The sequence below is a fragment of the Pseudomonas sp. HLMP genome (genome assembly GCF_046365545.1).
Lineage (GTDB): Bacteria > Pseudomonadota > Gammaproteobacteria > Pseudomonadales > Pseudomonadaceae > Aquipseudomonas > Aquipseudomonas guariconensis_B.
Map to the genome: position 1 here is coordinate 2862251 of NZ_JBDLLR010000001.1, position 24211 is coordinate 2886461.

Genomic DNA, 24211 nt, shown 5'->3' on the forward strand with positions numbered 1-24211 from the left:
CGACATGATTGATGCAGCGCCGCCCGCGGAGCACAGCCTGCCCGCCCTGTACCGTGACCATCGAGGCTGGCTGGAAAACTGGCTGCGGCGGCGCATGGGCAATGCCTGGGATGCGGCGGACCTGAGCCAGGACACCTTCCTGCGGGTGCTCGCCAACTCCCACCAGCTCGCCGAGATCCGCGAACCCCGGGCCTACCTGCTGACCGTGGGCGAGCGCCTGCTGAGCACCTTCTACTCCAGGCGCAGCCTCGAGCAGGCCTACCTGCAGGCCCTGGCGCAGTTGCCGGAGCAAAGCGTGCCGTCGCCGGAGCAGCGCTGGGTGCTGCTGGAAACCCTGCAGGCCCTGGACGAGCTGCTCGCCGGCCTGCACGCCCCGGTGCGCAGGGCATTTCTCTGGAGCCAGCTGGAAGGGCTGGGCTACCGTGAAATCGCCGAGCGCCTCGGTGTTTCCGAGCGCACCGTCAAACGCTACATGGCGCAGGCCTACGAGCACTGCCTGTTGGCGGAACTGTGATGCCCGCCACGCCCACCAACGAGGCGCGCGAGGTCGCTCGTGCCGCAGCCCGCTGGCTGGCGCTGCTGGAGTCGGGCAAGGCTCGCGAGAGCGATCTGCTGCAGTTGGAAGCGTGGCGCAATGCAAGCGGCAGCCACGAGCGTGCCTGGCAAAAGGCACAATTGCTGCGCCAGCGCTTTTCCGAGCTGCCTGGCGCCCTGGCGATGGCCACCCTGGATCGCCCGGATGCGGGCCGGCGTCGGGTGCTCAAGCAGGCCCTCGGGGTTGCCGCGCTGGTACCGGCGGCCTGGATGCTGGGGCGGCAAATGCCTTTGGAGGCCTGGGTCGCCGACGTGCACACGGGCATCGGCGAGCAGAAGCGCCTGACCCTGGCCGATGGCAGTTCGTTGCAGTTGAACACCGACAGCGCGGTCAACATCGACCTGACTGCCCATCAGGTGACGCTGCTGCATGGCGAAATCGCCCTGGACGTCCACCGGCATGCGCACTTGACCGTACAGGTGCCATTCGGCCGCGTCATGGTTGGCGATGGCGAAGTCTGCATGCGCCTGTTCGAGCGCGGTTGCCGGGTGGCCGTGGTCAAGGGCGCCGTGCAGCTGCAGCCACTGCACGGCGGCACCTTGTCTCTCCACGAGGGGCAGCAGGCGAGCCTGCACGCGACCGGCACGGGCCCTGTTGGTACGACGGATAACCTGCTGCAGGGCTGGCGTGACGGGGTACTCATGGTCGAGGACCAGCCCTTGGGGGATTTCTTGCGTGAGTTGCGCCGCTACCGCCCCGGACTGCTGCGTTGGGAGCCCGAGCTGGAAACCTTGCGGGTGACCGGCACCTTCCGGCTCGACGACACCGACCGGGTGCTTGCGCTGCTGGCTGCCAGCCTGCCGCTGGAGGTGCATGCCCGTACGCGGTACTGGATTACCTTGTCTTCTCGGAAAAATCTTGCCTGAGCCTGTCCCTTTTTTTCGCGTCGCTGGTCATTGCCGGTAGGAGAAAAGAAAAAGGGGAGCATTCTTCAATGCCAGCAGTATTGCCTTGCCGTTCACGTCCGGCTGCGCCTGGTGCGCGTCCATTGCTGCACCTGGGGTTCGCGATGGGCCTGAGTGCCAACCTGTTGTTGATTTCGCCCAGCTGGGCCGAGGACCTCGGTCGCCGCAGCTACGAGGTGCCAGCGGGTACCCTGGGCACCGCCTTGACCCGTTTCGCCGGCCTCGCCGGGGTCAGCCTGTCGGTCGACCCGGCTCTGGTGAGCGGGCGGCGCAGTGCCGGGTTGTCTGGTACCTACAGTATCGATGAAGGTTTCGCACGGCTGCTCCAGGGCAGTGGCCTGCAGTTGCAGCCAGTGGGGGACGGCGCCTATACCCTGTTGCCGGTACCGCAGGGTGCCGATGCCCTGGAGATCGCCCCCACCACCGTCACCGGTACCCGTGCCTTGGGCAGCGATGCCGAGCCTTATGCCGGTGGCCAGGTCGCGCGCCGTGGTTCGCAAGGTCTGCTCGGCTCACGCGACTTCATGGAAACACCGTTCAGCATGACCACCTACACCCGCGAGGCGGTGCAGAACCAGCAGGCGCGGACCCTGGGCGACCTGATCGCCAGCGATCCCTCGGTGCGTTCGACCAACCCGGCTGGCGGGCGCTTCGAGCAATTCACCATCCGCGGGTTCAGCCTGTTCAACAGCGACGTGTCCTACAACGGTCTTTACGGCATCCTGCCGACCTATTCGATCGACATGGAAATGGCCGATCGTGTGGACATCATCAAGGGCCCGAGCCAGTTGATCAACGGTATCTCGCCACGCGGCAGCGTGGGGGGTGGGATCAACGTGGTGCCCAAGCGCGCGGGCGATACCCCGGTCGCGGCATTCACCGGCAGCTACGCCTCCGACAGTCAGGTGGGTGGCGCAGTGGATATCGGCCGGCGTTTCGGTGAGGACGGGCAGTTCGGCCTGCGCTTCAACGGCGTGAAACAGTCCGGTGACACCGAGTGGGAGCAGCAGAGTGTCGACCGCGAGATGGCCGTGCTGGGGCTGGATTTTCGCGGTGAGCGTGTGCGCCTGTCGGCGGACCTGGGCCATACCGAGCGCGATACCGACGCGCCCCAGGAGCGGGTCCTGGTCGGCGCCAATGCCCAGGTTCCGCATGCTGGCGACGTGCGCCACAACTATGCCCAGGCCTGGAGCAAGGCGCGCACCAACGATACCTTCGGCGCCGTGCATGGCGAGTTCGATATCAGCGACGCGCTGATGGCCTATGGCGCGGTCGGTGCGCGCAAGAGCAACCATGACTTTCTCCGGCACAACGTGTCGATCGTCAACGATGCCGGTGACTTCAGCGTCCAGCCCCGCGACTTCACTCGCGACGAAACGGTCAGGACGGCCATGGCCGGGTTGCGCAACTGGTTCGACACCGGGCCGGTGAGCCACGAGCTCAACCTGGCCGCGACCTACTTCTACATGGACTTCGAGAACGGCGGCGCCCGTTATGCCGCAGCGCCCAGCAACCTCTACGACCCGGTACCGACACCGACGCCCGGCACGCCGACCCGCTACGATGCCAAGGTCTACACCGAGAACCGCTTCACGGGCCTGGCCTTGTCCGACACCCTCGGTTTCCTCGACGACCGCCTGCTGCTGACCCTTGGCGCCCGCTGGCAGCGGATCAAGGTCGATGACTGGACCGGTGACGTCAAGGGCGACACTGCCTACGACGAGGAGAAGGTCTCGCCGTCGGCCGGCATCCTGTTCAAAGTCAGCGATCGGCTGTCGCTCTACGCCAACTACATGGAAGGCCTGAGCCAAGGCAAGATCGCGCCGTCGACCTCGCTCAACGAAGACCAGATCTTCCCACCGTTCACCAGCCGCCAGGTGGAGGTGGGCGCCAAGTACGACCTGGGCCGGGTCGCCTTTACCGCCAGTGCCTTTCGCATCCGCCAGCCCGCCTATGAAACCAACGCCACCTCGCGGGTCTTCGGACCCAACGGCAAGCGCGACAACAGGGGCATCGAGCTCAGTGTGTTCGGCGAGCCGCTCGAGGGCTTCCGCCTGCTGGGTGGGGTGATGTACATCGACAGCGAATTGACCGATACCGTGGGTGGCGCGTTCGATGGCAACCGTGCACCGGCAACGCCTGAGTACAACGTCAACCTCGGTGCCGAGTGGGACGTCCCGGCGTTGCCCGGGGTGACGTTGACCGCACGCGGCATCCACTCGAGTTCGCAGTACCTGGACCAGGCCAACAGCAAGCAGATCGACGGTTGGGAGCGGCTGGATATCGGTGCCCGGTATGCGTTCAAGGTCGACGACAAGCACGTCACCCTGCGTGCCAGTGTCGAGAACGTATTGGATGACCGCTACTGGGCGTCGGCCGGGGCTTCGGATGACAGCGAACCGGGCCTGACCTTGTCCACGCCCAGGACCTACCTGCTTTCGGCAACGCTGGGGTTCTGAAGGGAGCGTTTTCACGGGCTTCGCGTTCTTGCGTCTAGTGGGCAGGCCCCAGTGCCAGTCAGTCAAACGGTATTGGGGCTGCTTTGCAGCCCATAGCCGGCAGTCCAGGGTTCAGGGCGGCGCTGTACCCGTTGCTCTTTCGGTTTCTGTTCTCTGCGATCCCACACATCTAATCCTCTGCATTGCACATGATCTATGGGCCCCGCTGACCCTGTGGGAGCCGGCTTGCCGGCGATGGGGCGCGAAGCGGCCCCAAAAGGACATTACCCCGCAGGCTCCTCCCTCCTTCATACATTTGTACGAACGAACGTCCCGCCTCATGGATTTTGACGATGTTCAGCCATGCCCCGCATGCATAACCTTCTGAAAAGGCAGCGTTGATTACTAATAATAAAGGAGACGACCAATGCCTATTCAGACGGAGCATGATCCGCGCCTGAAGCGCGCGCTCAAGACGCGGCACATCAGCATGCTGGCCCTGGGCGGTGTCATCGGTGCCGGGTTGTTCGTAGGCTCCAGTGCAGTGATCGCCTCGACCGGCCCCGGCGCGTTCATCACCTATGCCATCACCGGCCTCATCGTTGCGCTGGTGATGCGCATGCTCGGCGAAATGGCGGCTGCGCAACCTGCCAAAGGCTCGTTCGTCGATTACGCCCGCCTGGCCTTCGGCCGTCCCGCGGGGTACATGACGGGCTGGCTCTACTGGTACTTCTGGGTCATCGTCGTGGGCTTCGAAGCGGTGGTCGGCGGGCAGATCATCAATGCCTGGCTGCCGGACATTCCGGTCTGGGTCATTGCCCTTGCGCTGATGGTGGTGATGACCCTGTTGAACCTGATGTCGGTGCACTCCTTCGGGGAAGCCGAATACTGGTTCGCTGGCGTCAAGGTCGCGGCCATCGTCGTGTTCCTGGTGGTCGCGGGTGCCTATGTCTTCAACCTCTGGCCAGGCTCGACCGCGAGCTTCGGCAACCTGACCCAGCATGGCGGCTTCCTGCCCCACGGCGTGACGTCACTGTTCACCGGTGTGGTCGTCGTCATCTTCTCCATGACGGGCGTGGAGGTCGCCACCCTCGCGGCGGCAGAGTCCGAAAACCCGTCGCGCAACATTCGCAAGGCGGTCAATACCGTGATGCTGCGCATCCTGGTGTTCTTCGTCCTGGCGACTTTCTTCATCGTGCTGGCGCAACCCTGGACCGCCATCACCCCCGGCAAGTCGCCGTTCGTGACTACCCTGGAGCACATTGGCATTCCCGGGGCTGGCGACATGCTCACCGTGGTGATCCTGGTGGCCGTGCTGTCGGTGCTCAATGCCGGCCTCTACACCTCGTCGCGTCTGCTTTACGTACTAGCTTCCAATGACGAGGCGCCACGCTGGATCGCCGGCGTGAGCCGCAAGGGCGTGCCTGTGCGCGGAGTCATCGCCTCGACCCTGGTCGGCTATGGATGCGTCGTCATCGCGGCGCTCTGGCCCGATACCGTCTTCCAGTTCCTCATCAACTCCTCCGGCACGGTCTTTCTTTTCGTCTACCTGATGATCTGTCTGTCGCAACTCAAGCTACGCCGCAAGTGGGTGGAGGAGGGGACGCTCAAGTTCGCCATGTGGGGACACCCCTGGTTGCCGTTGCTGGTGACTGCCTCGATCGTCGCCGTCCTGGTGAGCATGGCCTTCGACCCGACGATGCAGATCAGCCTGCTGCAATGCCTGGTCGCGATCGTCGCGATAGCCGTCTCGTACCTGGTCCTGAGCATGTCCCGTGTCCGCCAGCGGGGGTTGGACGCCAAGGTGCAGCCAGGCCAGGGCGCGCAGTAGATCAAGCCGTATCACACCCGGCCCGTGTGTTCAGGGCCGTCAATGGGAAGCCAACAGCATGTCAGCGAAATTCGAATTGTCCCAGTTACCCAACCGGCCGCTGTGGTTCGAGCCAGGCCAGCCACGTGAGCGGCTGGACGGCACGGTGGAGGCCGACGTGGCCATCGTCGGCGCCGGCTACACAGGGTTGTGGACGGCCTACTACCTGCTCAAGAGCGAACCGTCACTGCGCGTGGTGCTTCTGGAAAAGCGCGAAGTCGGCTTTGGTGCTTCTGGCCGCAACGGCGGCTGGGCCTCGGCGATCTTCCCGATCTCCCTGCCCAGGGTGGCCCAGTTGTATTCCCATGACGCGGCCCTGAGGCTGCAGGCGGCGATGAACGAGACGGTCGACGAGATCGGCCGTGTGCTGGCTCTGGAGGGTGTGGAGGCCGACTACGCCAAGCAGGGTTTCCTCTCGCTAGCCCGCAGCGCACCGCAGATGGCTCGGGCCCGGGCGGCGGCCGAGGACTCGGCGCGCTTCGGCCTGCCGGAGCAGTGGCGGGTCCTCGAGGCCGCCGAAGCCCGCGCCAGCCTGGGTGCCGAGGGCACATTGGGCGGGCTCTACACCGAACACTGCGCACTCATCCACCCCGGCAAGCTGGTGCGTGGACTGGCCTGGCTGGTCGAGCGGATGGGAGCGAAGATTCACGAGCAATCCGCGGTTACCCGGATCGCGCCTGGTGTCGTGCACACCGAGCATGGCACGGTCCGAGCCGGGATGACGGTGCGCGCCACCGAAGCCTTCACCTCGCAGCAACCAGGCCACTCGCGCTTCGTCATCCCGCTCTATTCGCTGGTGCTCGCCACCGAGCCGCTACCCCGTGAGCTGCTGGCCCAGCTCAACCTCGATCACCGCATGGCGTTCAACGACATGCGCCACCTGCGCGTCTATGGGCAGGTCACCGCCGAGGGGCGCCTGGTGTTCGGTGGCCGTGGCGCGCCCTACAACTGGGGCTCGCGGATGTCCGATGCCGCCGACCTGGTGGACAGCATCCACGCCAAGATCCACCAGACGATGCTCGAGTTCTTTCCGGCACTGGCAGGGACACGCATCAGCCATCGCTGGGGTGGGGCGCTGGGCGTGTCCCGCGACTGGTGCCCGACCGTGAGTATCGACCGCTGCAACCGTATCGCCTGGGCCGGCAACTACGTAGGCGATGGTGTCGCCACCAGCAACCTGGCCGGCCGCATCCTGCGCAACCTGATCCTCGAGCGCGACGACGAGATCAACACGCTGCCACTGGTCAACCACCGCTCCCCGTCCTGGGAGCGCGAGCCATTGCGCTGGCTGGGCATCAACAGTGGCCTGGCCGCAGCCTCGCTCAGCGATGTCGAGGAGCGCTACACCCACAAACCTTCACGTACCGCCATGTTGCTGGAAAAGCTCACCGGCGCCCATTGATCAGGAGAAAGCCATGACCTCATTCACCATCATCAAGCACGCCGCCATCGAGGCCCTGCCATTGACCCCCGCTGGCCAACGCGCAGGTGCCGACAAGGGTGACCCACAGATCGCCATTCAGGCACTGGCCCCCGAAGCGGTCGGCAACCTCGGCGTATGGGAGTGCCAGCCAGGCGGTTGGCCCGTGATCGAGCGTCCCGACACCGAGTTCACCTACATCATCTCCGGCAAGGCACTGCTCACCGACAGCAGCAGCGGTGAGGTGGTGGAGGTGAGCGGTGGCGACCTGGTCATCCTGCCGCCGGGTTGGACCGGGCGCTGGGATGTGCTGGAGACCGTGCGCAAGGTGTACGCGATCTACTGATGCTGCCGAGCGCTACCGCCATTACCCCTTGATGTGAGAACGACAATGACCCAAACCATCATGAACTGGATCTCCGGCGCCCCCGCCGAGGCCACCAGCGGCCAGCAACTGCCGGTCTACAACCCGGCCACTGGCGTGGTCACCGGCCAGGTACAACTGTCGGCGCAGCAGGATGTGGACGCTGCCGTGGCGTCGGCCAAGGCTGCTTTCCCGGCCTGGAGCAACCTGTCGCCGCTGCGCCGTTCGCGTATCCTCAACCGGTTCCTGGCGCTGCTCAACGAGCACCGTGACGACTTGGCCCGCATGATCACCGCCGAGCACGGCAAGGTATTCACCGATGCCCAGGGCGAAGTCACCCGAGGTATCGAGATCGTCGAGTTCGCCTGTGGCGCGCCGCAGTTGCTCAAGACCGACTTCACCGACCAAGTCAGCACCAATATCGACAACTGGACGCTGCGCCAGCCATTGGGCGTGGTGACGGGTATCACCCCGTTCAATTTCCCGGTGATGGTGCCGATGTGGATGTTCCCAGTGGCCCTGGCCACCGGCAACACCTTCGTGCTCAAGCCGAGCCCGCTGGACCCGAGCCCGAGCCTATTCATCGCCGAACTGCTCAAGCAGGCCGGCCTGCCGGATGGCGTGTTCAACGTGGTGCAGGGCGATAAGGACGCGGTCAACGCGCTGATCGAGCACCCCGATGTGCAAGCGGTTTCCTTCGTCGGCTCCACTCCGATCGCCAACCACATCTACGAGACCGGTGCCCGCCACGGCAAGCGCGTCCAGGCCCTGGGCGGTGCGAAGAACCACCTGGTGGTGATGCCTGATGCCGATATCGACCAGGTGGTTGACGCGCTGATCGGCGCGGCCTACGGTTCGGCCGGCGAGCGTTGCATGGCCATCAGCGTGGCGGTGTTCGTCGGTGATGACACGGCCGAGAAAGTCATGCCCAAGCTGATTGAGCGCACCCGGGACCTGAAGGTGCTCAACGGCACCAACCTGGAAGCCGAGATGGGCCCGATCGTTACCCGTGCGGCGCTGGAACGCATCACCGGCTACATCGAGCAAGGCGTCAAAGAAGGGGCCAAGCTGCTGGTCGACGGACGCGGCTTTAACGGCCAGGCCGCCGGTGAAGGCTGTGGCGACGGCTTCTGGCTGGGCGGCACGTTGTTCGACGATGTCACCCCGGATATGCGCATCTACAAGGAAGAGATCTTCGGCCCGGTGCTGGCCTGTCTGCGCGTGAAGGACTTCGCCGAAGCAGTGGAGCTGATCAACGCCCATGAGTTCGGCAACGGCGTAAGCCTCTACACCCGCGACGGCCATATCGCCCGGGAGTTCGGCCGGCGCATCCAGGTGGGCATGGTCGGCATCAACGTGCCGATCCCGGTACCGATGGCCTGGCACGGCTTCGGTGGCTGGAAGAAGAGCCTGTTCGGTGACATGCATGCCTACGGCGAGGAGGGCGTGCGCTTCTACACCAAGCAGAAGAGCATTATGCAGCGCTGGCCCCAGGCCATCGCCAAGGGCGCTGAGTTCGCCATGCCGACCAGCCACTGACGCAATCGGCCAACGCCATGCAAACGGCCCCGCCCACGCAGCGGGGCCGTTTGCATTCAGCGGTTGCCGTCGAACAGCTCGGTGTTCCTGCCGGCCTGGAGGGCGATCCAGAAGCGTGCGATGCCGTTGGTGGTGGTCGGTTTGATCCCCGTCAGTTGCTCCACGAGCTTGAGTCTGTACACGAGCGTCTGGCGGTGGATGCCGAGGTCGAAGGCGGTCGCTTTCCAGTTGCCGTCGTTTTCCAGAAACGCCATGAGTGTCGGCAAGAGCGCGGCGCCCTGGGTGCGGTCGTGCTCGATCAGCGGGCCCAGGTAACGCCCTACCAACGCCCGGGCTTCGGCCAGGGATTTCGGGGCCATGATCAACCCGGTCTCGGCCTCTCCGTAGCGCAGCATCCCGGCGCCGACCTCCTGGGCCTGGGTCAACGCCAGGCGTGCTTGCCTGACGCTTTCACGAAACCCCGTTGCCGCTGCGATCGGTCCGCTGATGCCGATCACGGTGTCTGTGCCGAGGTTGCTGTGCAGCGCTTCGAACGTGGCAGGGTCATCCCGGCTGATCGCCAGCAGCAGCCCTTTGTCGCTCAGCAACAAGGGGCTCGAGGCGTGCAGGGGCGGTGCGTGGTGTATCTCATCCGCAGACCAGGGGCCGTGGGCGCCGGGCTCGATGGCCATGCTCACCAAGGTGCCGGCCAGGCCCCGTCGTTCTAGGATGGGACGTGCGAGGGTGAATTCCGTTCCGCTCTCCAGCAGGCTGCGTAGCAGGGCTGCGCCTTCTTCACGTTGCTGGTCGCGGTGGATCATCAGGCGTTCGAGTTCGACCCCCAGCAGGCCGACCAGCGAGCGCACCAGGATGGTGTCATCCAGCGTTCGCTTGCCTTGGCGAGTCATGACCAGGTTGGCCCGGGCGCGGCCCGCGATCGGTATCCGCTCGACTTGCACCTCGCCTTGCGGCGAGACGGGTTTCGTTTCGACGATGTTGACGCCGCTGACGGCATCCTCGATGGCCAGGCCCAGGCCCAACGTATTGGCCAGTATCGCAAGACGGCCGGCCATGTCGGGTTGCTTGCGTAGCGCTTCGGCGTAGGTCTGGAACAGGCGTTCGCTGGCGTTGAAGCGTTCGCGCTGGGCCTGCAGGACGCTTTCGATGACGCAGTGCGACAGCTTGACGAACTCGAGCTCGAAGCTGGCCTGCAGGATGGGAAACAGCAGACGGTCGGCCGCCTTTAGCATCTTGCGCGACAGTTGCGGTGCGTCGTGCCGGGGGGCGACGACCAGCGCGCTGGCATTGCTCTGCACCAGTTGCTCGAGCCAGGCGACCTGCTCCTGGGCGGCGGGGGGAATGCCGACTCCGGTGGTCATGACCAGGTCGCCGGGGGAGATCCAGCGCCACGGATCGGGCAGGTCGACCGCATGGGCCCAGGTGATCACCCTATTGGTACCGGCCAGGCCGGCGACTGCCTGCAATTTCAGCTGATCGATATCGATCAGGTTCTGCACCGTGAGCATGGGGCTTTCTCGTAGAGTCAATGACAGCCTGCCCCGAGCCGAGGGCAGGCGGCTTCCTGGCACGCATGGTCATCTTATTGATTGCGGAGCGTTTCCAACAGGCTTGCCCGCCAATGGACCACCCCGTCAGCAGCAATGCTTCCCTGTACCGCCCCGCTCACGGATAATCCCTACCCATTCCAACAACAGCCTGTGAGTGGGTATGAGTGATTCCTTAGTCGGCCTCGGCCAGCCTGAAATCGAAGGGGGGCGCAAGACGCGCAAGAACAACCCCGAGAAAACGCGCGAGGACATCCTCCAGGCCGCCATCAACGAGTTCGTCCAGCAAGGCCTGGCCGGCGCCCGGGTCGACGCCATCGCCGAGCGCACCGCCACCTCCAAGCGCATGATCTACTACTACTTCGGCAGCAAGGAGCAGCTCTACGTCGAGTGCCTGGTCAAGCTCTACGGCGATATCCGCAAGACCGAGCACAGCCTTGACCTCGAATCGTTGCCGGCCGTGCAGGCGATCCAGCGCCTGGTGGAGTTCACCTTCGACCACCACGACCTCAATGTCGACTTCGTGCGCATCGTCTGTACCGAGAACATCCACTACGGCGAATACGTCAAGCAGTCGCCGGTGATCCGCGAGATGAGCAGCCTGGTCCTCGAGGCTCTGGGCCGGATCCTGAACCGGGGCGTGGAGGAGGGCGTGTTCCGCCCGGGCATCGAGGTCATCGACCTGCACATGCTGATGAGTTCGTTCTGTTTCTACCGGGTGTCCAACCGCCACACCTTCAGCGAGATCTTCCAGATCGACCTGTCCGATGACCAGGTCAAGCAGCGCCACAAGCAGATGATCTGCGAAGCGGTGCTGCGCTACATCCGCGCCTGACGCCGCGCCTCACTCGCCCAGCCGCTGCTCGCGCGACGGCGGGTAGCCGAAGTACGCCGCGTAGCACTTGCTGAAGTGCGATACCGAGACGAAGCCGCAGGCCACTGCCACTTCCATCACCGAGAGGTCGGAATACTGCAGCAGGCGGCGGCTCTTGGTGATGCGCAGCTCCATGTAGTAGCGCCGTGGCGAGGTGCCGAGCTGGGCCTGGAACAGGCGGTCGATCTGGCGCCGCGAGCGGCCGCTGTAGGCCGCCAGTTGGTCGAGGCTCAGGGTTTCCTCGAGGTTGTTTTCCATCAGCTCGACGATGGTGCGCAGGTGCAGGCTCATGGACTTCTTCGCCCCCGGCCCGACCTGGCGGTAGCGGGCGCCGGAGAACGAGAGGATCTCCTCCACGCCCTCGGCCAGGGCATCGCCGTACAGGCGGCGGACCAGGCCGAGCATCAGCTCCATGGCGCCGTTCGGGCTGGCGGCGGTGAGGCGGTCACGGTCGAGGGTGAAGCTGGCCGGGGTGATGCGCGTCTGTGGGCTGCGCTCGGCGAGGCTGGCGCGCTGCTCGGGGTGGATGCTGCAGCCATAATCGGCCAGTACCCCGGCCCGGCCGAGGAACCAGGCGCCGCTCCACAGCCCGCCCAGGGCCATGCCATGGGCGGCGCAATCGGCCAGCAGGCGATCCAGCTCGGGGTACTTGAGCGGCGTGCGCAGGCCACCGCAGATCACCAGCAGGTCGAGCGCCTTCAGGGTACCCGTCGCCAGTTCGCTGGCGATCAGCTCCAGGCCCAGGTCGCTCAGCACCCGATCGCCAGCCAGCGACAGCGGGGTGAAGCCGAAACTGTCGGCGCGCAGCAGGTTGGCGGTCACCAGCACGTCCATGGCCACGGTGAAGCTGGCCATGGAAAAGTGCTCGAGCAAAACGAAGCCCACCCGGTAGGGCGCCTGGGCGCTGCCGTGGGTGGACTTGAGCCGCAGCATGTTGCTGGTGCTGGTCTTCTGGCTGAACTGGCGTGGTGTGGGCACTCTGGACTCCGCTTCCTGGCTGGCGCCGATGAGTGTGCTTGCAGGACGAGGGAAAGACAATGCATGCAGGGGCGCTGGTCGTATTCGAGGTCGTGTGCAGACAACGAACCCCGCATGGCCGGGGCAGGCGCGCCTGTCATCCCGTCGTCGTCCCGGCTATGCTTGCAGGGGCAGATGCTGAACGGGGAGGGCCTCATGTCTACGCTGGAACGGGCTATCGCCGTGGCCGCCAGGGCCCATGAAGGGCAATGCGACAAGGGCGGGGCGGCCTATATCCTCCACCCGTTGCGGGTGATGATGCGGGTGGCCACGCCTGAGCAACGGATCGTGGCGGTACTGCACGATGTGCTGGAAGACACGCCGCTGACCCTGTCGGACCTGGCCCGCGAAGGCTTCACCCTGAAGATTCTCGCCGCACTGCTGGCGCTGAGCAGGCGCGAGGACGAAAGCTACGAGGCATTCGTCGTGCGCCTGGGCCATGACCCGTTGGCGCGCCAGGTCAAGCTGGCGGACTTGGCCGACAACAGCGACCTGTCACGCATTCCTTGCCCGGGCCCGGCGGACCTGGCCCGGCTCAGCCGCTACCAGCAGGCCAGCGCCTACCTGCAGGCATTGGCCTGAGCCTCAGCCGCAGGCCTTGAGGTTCACCGGCCCCACGAAGTCGTTGCCGTGGCCCATCACGCACGCCACTTGCTGGTTGCGTTGCAGCTCCCAGACCTGCGGCGGGTAGGTCTTGTTCCAGGCGTCGAACAGCTGGCGGTCCTGGCGGGACAGGCGCAGGTCGTACCGCTTGCTCATGTAGAAGTAGGTGCGGGCGATCATCCCTCGAATGGAAGGGCGCGGCATGACCTTCCGTGCCTTGAAGTCGACTTGGGTCAGGCAGCGGCCGTACTGGCCTTGCTGCGTGGGCAGCCAGCCGAAGCTGTAGTTGCTGCGGTCGCCGTTGACCTCGCCGATGCTCGGCACCAGGTTGTGCAGGTCGGCCTCGGCGCGCTTGAACACATCGTCGTGGCGTGCGCAGTTCTTGCGCCCGCCCTGTTGCCAGCATTGGCGCTGATGGCCGATCTGCCAGGCCGGGACGATGTGTTCCCACTCGATGCGCGAGGCGCGTTGGGCGTTCTTGCGTGGGGTATAGCCACAGGAAGCCAGGTCGACCTTGTTGCCCTTGTACTTGCAGCCGCAATAGAACTCCGTGGATTGCGGTGCATACAACCGCCACGCCACCTTCTTGGCTTCCTGGAAGGTGCGCGGGGCATCGGCATGGGCGAGGGGAATGCTCAACAGCAGGCAGGCGGTGGCAAAAAGCGTAACTCTCATGCGCGGTCAGTCTTCCTTCGGCACGGTCCAGAAGATCTGCACGCCGCCGTCGTCGCGGTGGGCGAGGGTGACGTTGTCGTTCTCGGCGATCTCCTCGAGCAGGGTCTCCCAGTCATCGGGCGACTCGTGTTCCAGGCGGAAGATCAGGGCGGCGCGGCTGCGCTGGGCGATGGGGCTGTTGATGATCTTCTGGATGCGCAGACCCAGTTGCTCATAACTGCCAGGCGTTGCGGAGGAGGTGCTGGCCACGGGGCTTTTCCTTGTTTTGCTGTATGTGCATACAGTATTTGACTGTAGGCAATTTCGCAACAGCGTGTAAGGTGAAAAGCGTATATGACCGTGCTAGAGGGATTAGTTCGGGATTGGCTATGTGATGTGAGGGGCGACCTGTCCGGCGCCCCCGGCACTTTGGAGCGGCCTCGTGTCGCGAGAGGGGCGCAAAGCGCCCCCTGGATCCTGAGCATCACAAAACGGGTGCAGGCAGCACACCCGTCCAGCGATCAATACTCCCAGAAGATCCGCTGCAGCTCCTTGCTGTCCTGGGTCTTGGTCATCGCCACCATGGCCAGGATCCGTGCCTTCTGCGGATTCAGGTCATGGGCCACGACCCAGTCGTTCTTGTCGTCAGGCTGCTCGGCATTGCGCAGCACGAAGCCGCCGGCATTCACATGCGAGGAGCGAATGATCTGCACGCCGTCCTTGCGCAGCGCCTGCAGCGCCGGCACTACCCGCGACGATACCGAGCCATTGCCGGTGCCAGCGTGGATGAGCGCCTTGGCGCCATTCTGCGCCAGCGCCTTGTAGGCGGTGTCGGTCACGTTGCCATAGCCGTAGGCGATGTCCACCGCTGGCAGGCTGCTGATCTGCTTGATGTCGAATTCCGAGTTGACGGTGTGGCGCTTGGCCGGCAGGCGGAACCAGTACGACTTGCCTTCCACCACCATGCCCAACGGGCCCCATGCGCTCTTGAACGCCTCGGTCTTGATGTTGATCGCCTTGCTCACGTCGCGGCCCGACTGGATCTCATCGTTCATGGTCACCAGCACGCCCTTGCCGCGGGACTCCTTGCTGCTGGCCACGGCGACGGCGTTGTACAGGTTGAGCATGCCGTCGGCGGACATGGCGGTGCCCGGGCGCATGGATCCGACCACCACGATCGGCTTGTCGGTCTTCTCCACCAGGTTGAGGAAGTAGGCGGTCTCTTCCAGGGTGTCGGTGCCGTGGGTGATGACGATGCCATCGACGTCCTTGCTGTCGGCCAGTTCGGCGACGCGTTTGCCCAGCTTCAGCAAGTCTTCGTTGCTGATGCTTTCGGAGGCGATCTGCATCACCTGCTCGCCGCGCACGTTGGCCAGGTCGGCCAGCTCCGGCACACCGGCGATGAGCTTGTCGACGCCGAGCTTGGCGGCCTGGTAGGTGGCGCTGTTGGCGGCGCTGGCGCCTGCGCCGGCGATGGTGCCGCCGGTGGCGAGGATCACCACGTTGGCCAGTTTCTGCTGTTGCTCGGCTTCCTTGGCGGACGCGGCTGTCGGCAGGATCAGCAGCAGGGCGAGGGCGCCGGGAGCGAAGGTCTTCAGTGCAGCTTGCATGTTTTTGTTCTCTCTCTTCCTGATGAGGTGTTGGCTGTGTCGCACAGCTGCCCAGGCAGGTTTCGTACCAGGCGCCGGCGGTAAGGTGAACAGCGAGGGGCCGTCGCTACGTTCAGGGCGCGACGAGCCCGTGCCAACGGGAAATGCGCCATGCTTTGCAGACGCAGGCAGGTGGTTCGGTGGCCTGCTGTGGCGACCCTTTGTGTTCGGTGTTCCGAACAAGCGTAGGAAAAGATGTTCGGTTTTTCGGATAAATTCCGGATAATCCGGACACGTGTCACAGGGGAGGGTGGCGCGCGGGATTTGACAAAGCCAGGTCCTGTTTTCATAGTAGGGCAACGCAAACGTTTGCATCCGATAAAAACCACAAGATTCGGAGTCAATTCAATGAACTTGCCGTTCCCGGGGCGCCTGCTGGCCCTCGCCGTCTTCTCCACGTTGTCCCTGGCCTTGCCACTCTCCGCCGCCCACGCCGAAGACAAACCCAAGGTCGCCCTGGTGATGAAGTCCCTGGCCAACGAGTTCTTCCTGACCATGGAGGATGGCGCCAAGGCCTACCAGAAAGACCACGCCAACGACTTCGACCTGGTGGCCAACGGCATCAAGGACGAATCCGACACCAGCAACCAGATCCGCATCGTCGAGCAGATGATCGTCTCCGGCGTCAATGCCCTGGTCATCGCCCCGGCTGACTCCAAGGCCCTGGTGCCGGTGGTGAAGAAGGCCATGGACGCCGGTATCACCGTGGTCAACATCGACAACCGCCTCGACCCCGAGGTGCTGCAGAGCAAGGGCATCAGCGTCCCCTTCGTCGGCCCCGACAACCGCAAGGGCGCCCGCCTGGTCGGTGACTACCTGGCCAGCAAGCTCAAGGCTGGCGACCAGGTCGGCATCATCGAAGGCGTGCCGACCACCACCAATGCCCAGCAGCGTACCGCCGGCTTCAAGGACGCCATGGAGGCCGCGCAGATGCAGGTGGTCGCGGTGCAGTCGGGCAACTGGGAGATCGACAAGGGCAACGCCGTGGCCGCCGCCATGCTCAACGAATACCCCGAACTCAAGGCGCTGCTGGCCGGCAACGACAGCATGGCCCTGGGCGCCGTGTCGGCAGTGCGCGCCGCTGGCAGGACCGGCCAGGTGCAGGTGGTCGGCTATGACAATATCCGCGCCATCAAGCCCATGCTCAAGGACGGCCGCGTGCTCGCCACTCTTGAGCAGCACGGCGCCGACCAGGCGGTGTTCGGCATCCAGGCGGCGCTGAAGATGCTCAAGGGCGAGAAGCCCGATGTGGATGCCGACAACGTCATCCAGACCCCGGTCGAGCTGGTCACCCAGCCTTGAGGCATGGCAGGAGGGATGCGCATGTCTGCCTCGGCCAATGAAGTCGTGCTCGGCGTGGATGGCCTGGGCAAGACCTACGCCCAGCCGGTGCTGGGCGATGTCACGCTGCAACTGCGCGCGGGCGAGGTGCTGGCCCTGACCGGCGAGAATGGCGCCGGCAAGAGCACGTTGTCGAAGCTCATCGGCGGCCTCGAGCCGCCCAGCGCCGGGCAGATGACCTACCTGGGCCAGCCCTACGCACCCGGCAGCCGCCGCGCGGCCGAACGCCTCGGCGTGCGTATGGTCATGCAGGAGCTCAACCTGCTGGCGACCCTGACCGTTGCCGAGAACCTGTTTCTCCACAAGCTGCCCAGCCGTGCCGGCTGGATCAGCCGCAAGCGCTTGCGCCAGCAGGCCAGTGCGGCCATGGCCCAGGTCGGGCTGGACGCCATCGACCCGGAGACCCCGGTCGGCGCGTTGGGTATCGGCCACCAACAGATGGTGGAGATCGCCCGCAACCTGATCGGCGACTGCCGCGTGCTGATCCTCGACGAACCCACGGCCATGCTCACCGCCCGCGAGGTGGAGCTGCTGTTCACCCAGATCGAGCGCCTGCGCCAGCGCGGGGTGGCCATCGTCTACATCTCCCATCGCCTGGAGGAACTGCAGCGGGTGGCCCAGCGCGTCGCGGTGCTGCGCGACGGCAAGCTGGTGTGCCTCGAGCCGATCCAGCGCTACAGCAGCGTCGAGCTGGTCAACCTGATGGTCGGGCGCGAACTGGGCGAGCACATCGACCTCGGTCGCCGCCAGATCGGCCCACCTTTGCTCAGGGTCGACAGGCTCAGCCGTGGCGACAAGGTACGCGAGGTGTCGTTCGAGGTGCGGGCAGGGGAGATCTTCGGGGTCTCAGGGCTGATCGGCGCTGGCCGGACCGAGCTGCTGCGCCTGATCTACGGCGCCGACCGCGCCGACAGCGGCAGCATCGCCCTCGGCCAGCCGCTCCGGCCGTTGGCCATCGATTCGCCCAAGGCCGCCGTGGCGGCCGGCATCGCCCTGGTCACCGAGGATCGCAAGGGCGAAGGCCTGCTGCTGTCCCAGTCGGTCAGCGCCAACCTCGCCCTGGGCAACCTGGGCGCAGTGTCCCGTGGCGGTATCCTCGATGCCGGCGCCGAGCGCGCCCTGGCCGATCGGCAGATCGCCGCCATGCGCATCCGCAGCGCAGGCCCGGCCCAGGCCGTGGGCGAGCTGTCCGGGGGCAACCAGCAGAAGGTGGTGATCGGCCGCTGGCTGGAGCGCGACTGCCAGGTGCTGCTGTTCGACGAGCCGACCCGAGGCATCGATGTCGGCGCCAAGTTCGACATCTATGGCCTGCTGGCCGGGCTGGCGCGCCAGGGCAAGGCGCTGGTGGTGGTGTCCAGCGATTTGCGCGAGCTGATGCTGATCTGCGACCGCATTGCCGTGCTCAGCGCCGGCCGCCTCATCGATACCTTCGCGCGTGACGACTGGAGCCAGGACCAGCTCCTCGCCGCCGCCTTCGCCGGCTACCAGAAACGTGATGCGCTGCTGCACGATGCAGCGCCCAGGATGGACGCATGAAGACCACACCTCTCGAGACCTCGGTCAGCGCATCGGTGCGCCGCGCCGGCAGCTACTTCGGCCTGGGCACCTACCTGGGCCTGGCCGGGGCTTTGCTGGCGATGATCGTGCTGTTCGCGTTCCTGAGCAGCCATTTCCTGTCGTACGCCACCTTCAGCACCCTGGCCAATCAGATTCCCGACCTGATGGTGCTGGCGGTGGGCATGACCTTTGTGCTGATCATCGGCGGCATCGACCTGTCGGTGGGCTCGGTGCTGGCGCTGGCCGCCTCGACGGTCAGCCTGGCGATCCTCGGCTGGGGGTGGAACGTGTTGCCCGCGGCGCTGCTGGGCATGGCCGTGGCGGCCCTGGCCGGCAGCATCACCGGTGGCATCACCGTAGCCTGGCGCATCCCCTCGTTCATCGTCTCCCTCGGCGTGCTGGAGATGGCCCGGGGCCTGGCCTACCAGTTCACCGACTCGCGCACCGCCTACATCGGCGATGCCTTCGCCTGGTTCTCCAACCCCATCGCCTTTGGCATTTCGCCGGCCTTCATCATCGCCTTGCTGGTGATCGTCCTGGCCCAGCTGGTGCTGACCCGTACCGTGTTCGGTCGCTACCTGATCGGCATCGGCACCAACGAGGAGGCCGTGCGCCTGGCTGGCATCGATCCGCGCCCCTACAAGGTCCTGGTGTTCGCCCTGATGGGGCTGCTCGCCGGGCTGGCCGCGCTGTTCCAGATCTCCCGCCTGGAAGCGGCCGACCCCAATGCCGGCGCGGGCCTGGAGCTGCAGGTGATCGCCGCCGTGGTGATCGGTGGCACCAGCCTGATGGGTGGGCGCGGCTCGGTCATCAGTACCTTCTTCGGCGTGCTGATCATCTCGGTGCTGGCCGCCGGGCTTGCGCAGATCGGCGCCTCGGAACCGACCAAACGCATCATCACCGGGGCGGTCATCGTCATCGCTGTGGTGCTCGACACCTACCGTACCCGGCGCGCAGGCCGGCGGAACTGAAACCATGGCAACCATCAAAGACGTCGCGGCACTGGCCGGTATTTCCTACACCACCGTGTCCCATGTACTGAACAAGACCCGCCCGGTCAGCGAGCAGGTGCGCCTGAAGGTCGAGGCGGCCATCGCCGAACTCGACTACGTGCCCAGCGCCGTGGCCCGTTCGCTCAAGGCGCGCAGCACCGCGACCATCGGCTTGCTGGTGCCCAACAGCGTCAACCCGTATTTCGCCGAGCTGGCCCGTGGCATCGAGGACGGCTGCGAGCGCAATGGCTATTGCGTGATCCTCTGCAACTCCGATGACAACCCGCAGAAGCAGCGCAGCTACCTGCGCGTGCTCCTGGAAAAGCGCATCGACGGCCTGATCGTCGCCTCGGCGGGCCAGGCCCCCGACCTGCTGGAGAGCCTGGCCAGCGTGCGTACGCCGATGGTCATCGTCGACCGCGCCCTGGAAGGCGTCGATGCCGACCTGGTGCGCATCGACCATGAGCAGGGCGGCTACCTGGCCACGCGCCACCTGCTGGAGCTGGGCCACCGCGACATCGCCTGCATCGGCGGCCCGGTCGATACCGGCGCCAGCCAACTGCGCCTGGCCGGCTTTCGTCGTGCCATGGCCGAGGCGGGGCTGGCGGTGGCCGAGGGCCGCGAGCTGCATTGCGACTTCACCAGCCCGGGCGGCCATGCCGCCGCGGCCCGCTTGCTGGATGGCGCGCGGCCCACGGCGATCTTCGCGGGCAACGACATGATCGGTTTCGGCGTGCTGCGCGCCGCCGCCGAGCGCAATATCAGCGTGCCAGGCGAGCTGTCGGTGATCGGCTTCGACGACATCGAGCTCAGCCGCTATGTCTACCCGCCGCTGACCACAGTCGGTCAGTCGATCCGCGAACTGGGCGAGAGCGCTGCGCAATTGCTGCTGGCACGCATCGCCACACCCCGGCACGGTGCGGCGCAGCAGCGGATCGTCGCGCCTCGCATCGTGCTGCGTGAATCCACCGGGCGGCGCCCGGACCTGTTCAATGACTATCGCTGAGGAGCGCCCATGCATGCCAAGGTAGTGGTGGTCGGCAGCCTCAACATGGACCTGGTGGCGCGTACCCAGCGCCTGCCCCGGGCCGGCGAGACCCTGGCCGGCGACAGCTTTTTCACCGTACCCGGCGGCAAAGGCGCCAACCAGGCGGTGGCGGCGGCGCGCCTGGGCGCCAGCGTGGCGATGGTCGGCAACGTCGGCGACGACGCCTATGGCCAGCAGTTGCGCCAGGCCCTGGAGCGCGAGGGCATCGATTGCCAGGCGGTCGGCGTGTGCGCCGGCGTTTCCAGCGGTGTGGCGCTGATCATGGTGGATGCCGCGAGCCAGAACTCCATCGTCATCATCCCCGGCGGCAACGGTTTGCTGACGCCTGCGACGGTGCAGCGCTTCGACCGGTTGCTACAGCAGGCCGAGGTGATCATCTGCCAGTTGGAGGTGCCAGCCGCCACGGTGGCCTGGACGCTTGCCCGCGGGCGCGAACTGGGCAAGACGGTGATCCTCAACCCCGCGCCGGCCAGCGGCCCCTTGCCGGCGGACTGGTTCGCCCACATCGACTACCTCACCCCCAACGAAAGCGAAGCCGAGGCCCTGGCCGGCGTGCCCGTCACCGACATCGACAGCGCCCGGCGTGCCGGCGAGCGGCTGCTGCAGCTGGGAGCGCGCAAGGTGATCGTGACGCTGGGGCCCCTGGGGGCGATGTTCGTCGATGGGGCAGGCAGCCGGCACTACCCGGCGACGGTGGTCAAGGCGCTGGATACCACGGCGGCCGGCGACACCTTCATCGGTGGCTTTGCCGCGGGCTTGGTGCGGGGGATGGAGGAGGGCGAAGCGATCGCCTTCGGTCAGCGCGCCGCCGCGCTGTCGGTGACCCGCGCCGGTGCCCAGCCTTCGATCCCCTACCTGGCGGAAGTGGCGCCATGCGGAAGACAATAGCCTCCTGTCCCGGACCCTTGCCGCGCTCGGGCATGGCGAGGGGGTCTGCTAACTAACTGGAGTCATGCTCATGTCCACCTCGACCCTCTCGGCTCCCCAGTCTGCCCCGTGCGACCTGATCATCGATACCGACCCCGGCGCCGACGACCTGGTGGCGTTGCTGCTGGCCATGGCCTGCCCGGCAGAGCTGAACATCCGCGCGATCACCACCGTGGCCGGCAACGTGAGCCTCGGCAAGACCTCGCGCAACGCCTGCCTGGCTCGGGAGTGGGCTGGCCGCGAAGACATCCCGGTCTACGCCGGGGCAGGGCGCCCGCTGGTGCGCAAGCCGGTGCATGCCGCCGAGGTGCATGGCGAGGAGGGGCTGGAGGGTGTGGCTGTCCATGTGCCCAGGCAAGGCCTGGCTTCGGGCAGCGCCGTGCAGTACCTGGTCGACACCCTGGCTGACGCCGAGCCGCACAGCATCACCCTCGCCATGCTCGGCCCGCAGACCAACCTGGCCCTGGCGCTGGTCCAGCAGCCGGGCATTGCCAGGGGCATCAAGGAAGTGGTGGTCATGGGCGGCGCCCACTTCAATGGCGGCAATATCACCCCGGTGGCCGAGTTCAACCTGTATGCCGACCCTCACGCCGCCGAAGTGGTGCTGGCCAGCGGCGTCAGGCTCGCCTACGTGCCTCTGGACCTGACCCACAAGATCATCACCAGCGACGAGCGCTTCAGGCAGTTGGCCGCGATCGGCAACCAGGCCAGCAAGCGTGTGGTGGGTATCCTCGATGCCTACGTCAAGCACGACATGGACTTGTACGGCATGCCCGGCGGCCCGGTGCACGACGCCTGCGTCATCGCCTACCTGCTCGCGCCCGGTTTGTTCAGCGGTCGGCGGGCCCACATGACGGTCGACAGCCGTGAAGGCCCGACCTTCGGTCAGACCATCGTCGACTGGTATGGCGTGCTCAAGCGTCCGGCCAATGTGCTGTGGCTGAACGACGGCGATGCCCAGGGCTTCTTCGACCTGCTCAGTGCGCGTCTGGCCCGATTGCAATAGCCGCCTGCGACGTGTAGCGCTCGAGCACCTGCTCGATGAAGCTGCGTGCCGCCTCGCTGCCGCGTTCGCGTACCAGCAGGTCGACGGCGATCAGCAGCAGTTCCTCCGGCGTGCCAGGGCTGTAGGCGCTCTGGCCCTCGGCCCATTTGACTTTGATGTCGGCATCGATGCTGTGGCTACTCATGGGAGGCTCTCGTACTGGCCCGGGCTGTGGGTCGAACACCTGACCCTGGCGTTCGAAAGGAGGCGTGATGCGCTCCGCTTCTTGCAGTAAATCATGCCTTTGCGCGGATGGCACGGCGACGTGAGCATAAGCGGTGTGGCGTGCGGTGCAAAATCCGGTCACGATTACCCTTCGTCATGAGCGGCAGGTTCAGGCAGACTTGTCTGGTTTTGCAACAAACTGTGAGTGACGCTGTCGCATCAGGCAGTGTCCCGTGATCGATTAGGAGGATTCATGTTCCGTACCCGTGCTTACCTGGCGACCTTGCTGGCGGCTGCAGTCCTGGCAGGTTGCAGCACTGGCGGTTCTTCGGGCGCTGGCGGCAGCGCCCCGGCCCCTTCGGCCGGCAACGATGGTCGCTGCGAGGCCAGCGGCGCCGATTTCGCCATCGGCAAGCAGGGCACCGCGGAGTTGCTCGAGCAGGCGCGCAAGGCCAGTGGCTCGCAGTTGGCGCGGATCCTCAAGCCCCATGACGTGATCACCCTGGAGTATCGCTCCGAGCGCTTGAACCTGAATGTCGACGACCGCGGTGTGGTCACGCGCGTCAACTGCGGCTGAGTGTCGGTTGGGGTAGGGCGGCAAGCAGCCCCAATTCCACCCACAAAAAACCCGCCATGAAGGCGGGTTCTTTGTATCGGTCGCCGAATTACTCCGGACGAACCTGCGCAGCCTGCATGCCCTTCTGACCGCGCTCGGCAACGAAGGAAACGGACTGGCCTTCTTTCAGGCTCTTGAAGCCGTCGGTTTCGATGGCCTTGAAGTGTACGAACAGGTCGTCGCCGCCGCCTTGTGGGGTGATGAAGCCGTAGCCTTTTTCATCATTGAACCATTTGACGGTGCCGGTTTGGCGATTGGACATGGGGTGAATCTCCAGAAACATGGTTTTTTTTTCGAGGTGCAATGTTGCCGAGGCTACGGAGCACCGGCACATCATAGTCTAATTCTGCGTATCTAGCGCCTGTTACCTTCGCCGGATACTGATCCAGGGCAAACAAAATGTGAATCGCCCGGTAAAAACCGTCAGCTTTTCGGCGCGCAGGCCTGTCGCACGACCGTCTGTGCCCGCTGCATCAGCTTGGCGTCAACGCCGTCCTTGCTGTCCAGTTCCTCGATCTCGGCTTTGGTGAAGTTCTTTTCGATGGCGTCGGCGCCACATTTGCAATGCTTGTCCGCCGTCTTGGCGTCGACGCCCTGTCCGGTGGCCACCTGGACGCATTGGTCCATGTAGGCGCCTTTCTTGCCGGCAGGCCACTGCGCATGCGCCGCCAGGGGCAGCAGCAGGGCACCAGCGGCGGTCAGGGCCAGAAGAGACTGAAGTCGCATAACCAGACACTCCTTGGGTTGGGTCTCATCAAGAGTAGGATGCTTCAGAGACTCTGATGGGAAATTTTCCGTACAAGTTCACCCGAACGGCTCAATTTCCAAATATTTCTGCCTGGCGTACAGCCCGCGTGCTAGGATGCCCGGCTTGCAGCTCATCACTAACAGCTCGCAGCTTATTTTCCAGTCACTCTGGTTCGTCCCTGGCAGGCCGAAAAGGTCTCTGCCACTGTGAGGCAGGCTTTCCCGCGGGAAAGGCAGGGCGGATCTTGTACTGGCTCATCCCAACCCATGTGACCTTTGGTAGGGGTCACCACTAGGAGAG

The 24211-nt window shown here is 65.3% G+C and carries 24 protein-coding genes; 16 read left to right on the forward strand and 8 right to left on the reverse strand.

The features are described 5' to 3' along the window. The first annotated feature begins 4 nt into the window (after positions 1-4). The 7 genes from ABFA30_RS13355 (at position 5) to ABFA30_RS13385 (ending at position 9131) form a co-directional block, all read left to right on the forward strand. Positions 5-514, forward strand: coding sequence for a sigma-70 family RNA polymerase sigma factor (locus ABFA30_RS13355; protein ID WP_410045540.1), 510 nt, complete (start codon positions 5-7; stop codon positions 512-514). Continuing rightward, complete coding sequence (locus ABFA30_RS13360; protein WP_410045541.1) at positions 514-1461, forward strand: FecR domain-containing protein; 948 nt, start codon at positions 514-516, stop codon at positions 1459-1461. The genes ABFA30_RS13355 and ABFA30_RS13360 overlap by 1 nt, the downstream gene beginning before the upstream one ends. A 68-nt stretch (positions 1462-1529) precedes the next feature. Continuing rightward, positions 1530-3959 carry a TonB-dependent siderophore receptor gene (locus tag ABFA30_RS13365; protein ID WP_410045542.1) on the forward strand — a complete coding sequence of 810 codons (2430 nt, stop codon included), beginning with the start codon at positions 1530-1532 and terminating at the stop codon, positions 3957-3959. Positions 3960-4365: 406 nt separating this feature from the next. Beyond that, complete coding sequence (locus tag ABFA30_RS13370; protein WP_410045543.1) at positions 4366-5769, forward strand: amino acid permease; 1404 nt, start codon at positions 4366-4368, stop codon at positions 5767-5769. Between the two features lie 58 nt (positions 5770-5827). Next, the gene (locus ABFA30_RS13375; RefSeq protein WP_410045544.1) at positions 5828-7210 is read left to right on the forward strand and encodes an NAD(P)/FAD-dependent oxidoreductase; all 1383 of its coding nucleotides are present in this window, start codon (positions 5828-5830) and stop codon (positions 7208-7210) included. Positions 7211-7223: 13 nt separating this feature from the next. Beyond that, complete coding sequence (locus tag ABFA30_RS13380; RefSeq protein WP_410045545.1) at positions 7224-7574, forward strand: cupin domain-containing protein; 351 nt, start codon at positions 7224-7226, stop codon at positions 7572-7574. Positions 7575-7619: 45 nt separating this feature from the next. Further along, positions 7620-9131 carry a CoA-acylating methylmalonate-semialdehyde dehydrogenase gene (locus ABFA30_RS13385; protein WP_410045546.1) on the forward strand — a complete coding sequence of 504 codons (1512 nt, stop codon included), beginning with the start codon at positions 7620-7622 and terminating at the stop codon, positions 9129-9131. A 56-nt stretch (positions 9132-9187) separates the two neighbouring features. On the opposite strand, the gene ABFA30_RS13390 is transcribed toward ABFA30_RS13385, so the two are convergent. Beyond that, positions 9188-10636: a PucR family transcriptional regulator gene (locus ABFA30_RS13390; RefSeq protein WP_410045547.1), complete on the reverse strand. Its 1449-nt coding sequence runs from the start codon at positions 10634-10636 to the stop codon at positions 9188-9190. A 202-nt stretch (positions 10637-10838) separates the two neighbouring features. Between ABFA30_RS13390 and ABFA30_RS13395 the strand changes: the two genes are divergently transcribed. Then, positions 10839-11510 carry a TetR/AcrR family transcriptional regulator gene (locus ABFA30_RS13395; RefSeq protein WP_368815283.1) on the forward strand — a complete coding sequence of 224 codons (672 nt, stop codon included), beginning with the start codon at positions 10839-10841 and terminating at the stop codon, positions 11508-11510. A 9-nt stretch (positions 11511-11519) separates the two neighbouring features. Here the strand turns inward: ABFA30_RS13395 and ABFA30_RS13400 are convergent, their stop codons facing one another. After that, positions 11520-12527: a GlxA family transcriptional regulator gene (locus tag ABFA30_RS13400; protein WP_368815282.1), complete on the reverse strand. Its 1008-nt coding sequence runs from the start codon at positions 12525-12527 to the stop codon at positions 11520-11522. Between the two features lie 195 nt (positions 12528-12722). Here ABFA30_RS13400 and ABFA30_RS13405 point away from each other — a divergent pair, with 195 nt between their 5' ends. Continuing rightward, positions 12723-13148, forward strand: a complete 426-nt coding sequence (locus tag ABFA30_RS13405; protein ID WP_225788382.1) for a GTP pyrophosphokinase — start codon at positions 12723-12725, stop codon at positions 13146-13148. Positions 13149-13151: 3 nt separating this feature from the next. Here the strand turns inward: ABFA30_RS13405 and ABFA30_RS13410 are convergent, their stop codons facing one another. From ABFA30_RS13410 to ABFA30_RS13420, 3 genes are all read right to left on the reverse strand, one after another. Next, positions 13152-13844 carry an endonuclease gene (locus ABFA30_RS13410; RefSeq protein ID WP_225788381.1) on the reverse strand — a complete coding sequence of 231 codons (693 nt, stop codon included), beginning with the start codon at positions 13842-13844 and terminating at the stop codon, positions 13152-13154. 6 nt (positions 13845-13850) lie between these two features. After that, complete coding sequence (locus ABFA30_RS13415; RefSeq protein ID WP_225788380.1) at positions 13851-14093, reverse strand: DUF1654 domain-containing protein; 243 nt, start codon at positions 14091-14093, stop codon at positions 13851-13853. Between the two features lie 251 nt (positions 14094-14344). Continuing rightward, positions 14345-15433: an asparaginase gene (locus ABFA30_RS13420; RefSeq protein WP_225788379.1), complete on the reverse strand. Its 1089-nt coding sequence runs from the start codon at positions 15431-15433 to the stop codon at positions 14345-14347. 387 nt (positions 15434-15820) lie between these two features. On the opposite strand from ABFA30_RS13420, the gene ABFA30_RS13425 reads away from it, so the two are divergent. From ABFA30_RS13425 to ABFA30_RS13450, 6 genes are all read left to right on the forward strand, one after another. Beyond that, positions 15821-16774, forward strand: coding sequence for a sugar ABC transporter substrate-binding protein (locus tag ABFA30_RS13425; protein WP_410045548.1), 954 nt, complete (start codon positions 15821-15823; stop codon positions 16772-16774). A gap of 21 nt (positions 16775-16795) precedes the next feature. Then, the gene (locus ABFA30_RS13430; protein ID WP_253080476.1) at positions 16796-18349 is read left to right on the forward strand and encodes a sugar ABC transporter ATP-binding protein; all 1554 of its coding nucleotides are present in this window, start codon (positions 16796-16798) and stop codon (positions 18347-18349) included. Further along, positions 18346-19341, forward strand: a complete 996-nt coding sequence (locus ABFA30_RS13435) for an ABC transporter permease (protein WP_225788376.1) — start codon at positions 18346-18348, stop codon at positions 19339-19341. Before ABFA30_RS13430 ends, ABFA30_RS13435 begins: the two co-directional genes overlap by 4 nt. A gap of 4 nt (positions 19342-19345) precedes the next feature. Beyond that, positions 19346-20368, forward strand: coding sequence for a LacI family DNA-binding transcriptional regulator (locus tag ABFA30_RS13440; RefSeq protein ID WP_225788375.1), 1023 nt, complete (start codon positions 19346-19348; stop codon positions 20366-20368). A gap of 9 nt (positions 20369-20377) precedes the next feature. Continuing rightward, positions 20378-21298: a ribokinase gene (gene rbsK, locus ABFA30_RS13445; protein WP_225788374.1), complete on the forward strand. Its 921-nt coding sequence runs from the start codon at positions 20378-20380 to the stop codon at positions 21296-21298. A 70-nt stretch (positions 21299-21368) separates the two neighbouring features. Continuing rightward, entirely contained in the window at positions 21369-22343 is a 975-nt protein-coding gene (locus ABFA30_RS13450; RefSeq protein WP_410045549.1) for a nucleoside hydrolase, read from the forward strand. Here the strand turns inward: ABFA30_RS13450 and ABFA30_RS13455 are convergent. Next, on the reverse strand, positions 22315-22527 hold the full coding sequence (locus tag ABFA30_RS13455; RefSeq protein WP_225788372.1) for a hypothetical protein: 213 nt from the start codon (positions 22525-22527) through the stop codon (positions 22315-22317). The two genes, ABFA30_RS13450 and ABFA30_RS13455, sit on opposite strands and share 29 nt — an antisense overlap. 273 nt (positions 22528-22800) lie before the next feature. Here ABFA30_RS13455 and ABFA30_RS13460 point away from each other — a divergent pair, with 273 nt between their 5' ends. Continuing rightward, entirely contained in the window at positions 22801-23124 is a 324-nt protein-coding gene (locus ABFA30_RS13460) for an I78 family peptidase inhibitor (RefSeq protein ID WP_225788371.1), read from the forward strand. Between the two features lie 88 nt (positions 23125-23212). On the opposite strand, the gene ABFA30_RS13465 is transcribed toward ABFA30_RS13460, so the two are convergent. Continuing rightward, positions 23213-23425: a cold-shock protein gene (locus tag ABFA30_RS13465; protein WP_225788483.1), complete on the reverse strand. Its 213-nt coding sequence runs from the start codon at positions 23423-23425 to the stop codon at positions 23213-23215. Positions 23426-23586: 161 nt separating this feature from the next. Beyond that, positions 23587-23889 carry a hypothetical protein gene (locus tag ABFA30_RS13470; RefSeq protein ID WP_225788370.1) on the reverse strand — a complete coding sequence of 101 codons (303 nt, stop codon included), beginning with the start codon at positions 23887-23889 and terminating at the stop codon, positions 23587-23589. Positions 23890-24211 lie beyond the last annotated feature (322 nt).

Excerpts from the sequence above, each read along its gene's own strand:
- ABFA30_RS13370 (WP_410045543.1), top strand. The coding sequence starts at position 4,366 with ATGCCTATTCAGACGGAGCATGATCCGCGCCTGAAGCGCGCGCTCAAG.
- ABFA30_RS13410 (WP_225788381.1), bottom strand. The coding sequence starts at position 13,844 with ATGAGAGTTACGCTTTTTGCCACCGCCTGCCTGCTGTTGAGCATTCCC.
- ABFA30_RS13455 (WP_225788372.1), bottom strand. The coding sequence starts at position 22,527 with ATGAGTAGCCACAGCATCGATGCCGACATCAAAGTCAAATGGGCCGAG.
- ABFA30_RS13355 (WP_410045540.1), top strand. The coding sequence starts at position 5 with ATGATTGATGCAGCGCCGCCCGCGGAGCACAGCCTGCCCGCCCTGTAC.
- ABFA30_RS13430 (WP_253080476.1), top strand. The coding sequence starts at position 16,796 with ATGTCTGCCTCGGCCAATGAAGTCGTGCTCGGCGTGGATGGCCTGGGC.
- ABFA30_RS13450 (WP_410045549.1), top strand. The coding sequence starts at position 21,369 with ATGTCCACCTCGACCCTCTCGGCTCCCCAGTCTGCCCCGTGCGACCTG.
- ABFA30_RS13465 (WP_225788483.1), bottom strand. The coding sequence starts at position 23,425 with ATGTCCAATCGCCAAACCGGCACCGTCAAATGGTTCAATGATGAAAAA.
- ABFA30_RS13395 (WP_368815283.1), top strand. The coding sequence starts at position 10,839 with ATGAGTGATTCCTTAGTCGGCCTCGGCCAGCCTGAAATCGAAGGGGGG.
- ABFA30_RS13470 (WP_225788370.1), bottom strand. The coding sequence starts at position 23,889 with ATGCGACTTCAGTCTCTTCTGGCCCTGACCGCCGCTGGTGCCCTGCTG.
- ABFA30_RS13390 (WP_410045547.1), bottom strand. The coding sequence starts at position 10,636 with ATGCTCACGGTGCAGAACCTGATCGATATCGATCAGCTGAAATTGCAG.
- ABFA30_RS13360 (WP_410045541.1), top strand. The coding sequence starts at position 514 with ATGCCCGCCACGCCCACCAACGAGGCGCGCGAGGTCGCTCGTGCCGCA.
- ABFA30_RS13440 (WP_225788375.1), top strand. The coding sequence starts at position 19,346 with ATGGCAACCATCAAAGACGTCGCGGCACTGGCCGGTATTTCCTACACC.
- ABFA30_RS13405 (WP_225788382.1), top strand. The coding sequence starts at position 12,723 with ATGTCTACGCTGGAACGGGCTATCGCCGTGGCCGCCAGGGCCCATGAA.
- rbsK (WP_225788374.1), top strand. The coding sequence starts at position 20,378 with ATGCATGCCAAGGTAGTGGTGGTCGGCAGCCTCAACATGGACCTGGTG.
- ABFA30_RS13375 (WP_410045544.1), top strand. The coding sequence starts at position 5,828 with ATGTCAGCGAAATTCGAATTGTCCCAGTTACCCAACCGGCCGCTGTGG.
- ABFA30_RS13380 (WP_410045545.1), top strand. The coding sequence starts at position 7,224 with ATGACCTCATTCACCATCATCAAGCACGCCGCCATCGAGGCCCTGCCA.
- ABFA30_RS13425 (WP_410045548.1), top strand. The coding sequence starts at position 15,821 with ATGAACTTGCCGTTCCCGGGGCGCCTGCTGGCCCTCGCCGTCTTCTCC.
- ABFA30_RS13385 (WP_410045546.1), top strand. The coding sequence starts at position 7,620 with ATGACCCAAACCATCATGAACTGGATCTCCGGCGCCCCCGCCGAGGCC.
- ABFA30_RS13420 (WP_225788379.1), bottom strand. The coding sequence starts at position 15,433 with ATGCAAGCTGCACTGAAGACCTTCGCTCCCGGCGCCCTCGCCCTGCTG.
- ABFA30_RS13460 (WP_225788371.1), top strand. The coding sequence starts at position 22,801 with ATGTTCCGTACCCGTGCTTACCTGGCGACCTTGCTGGCGGCTGCAGTC.
- ABFA30_RS13365 (WP_410045542.1), top strand. The coding sequence starts at position 1,530 with ATGCCAGCAGTATTGCCTTGCCGTTCACGTCCGGCTGCGCCTGGTGCG.
- ABFA30_RS13435 (WP_225788376.1), top strand. The coding sequence starts at position 18,346 with ATGAAGACCACACCTCTCGAGACCTCGGTCAGCGCATCGGTGCGCCGC.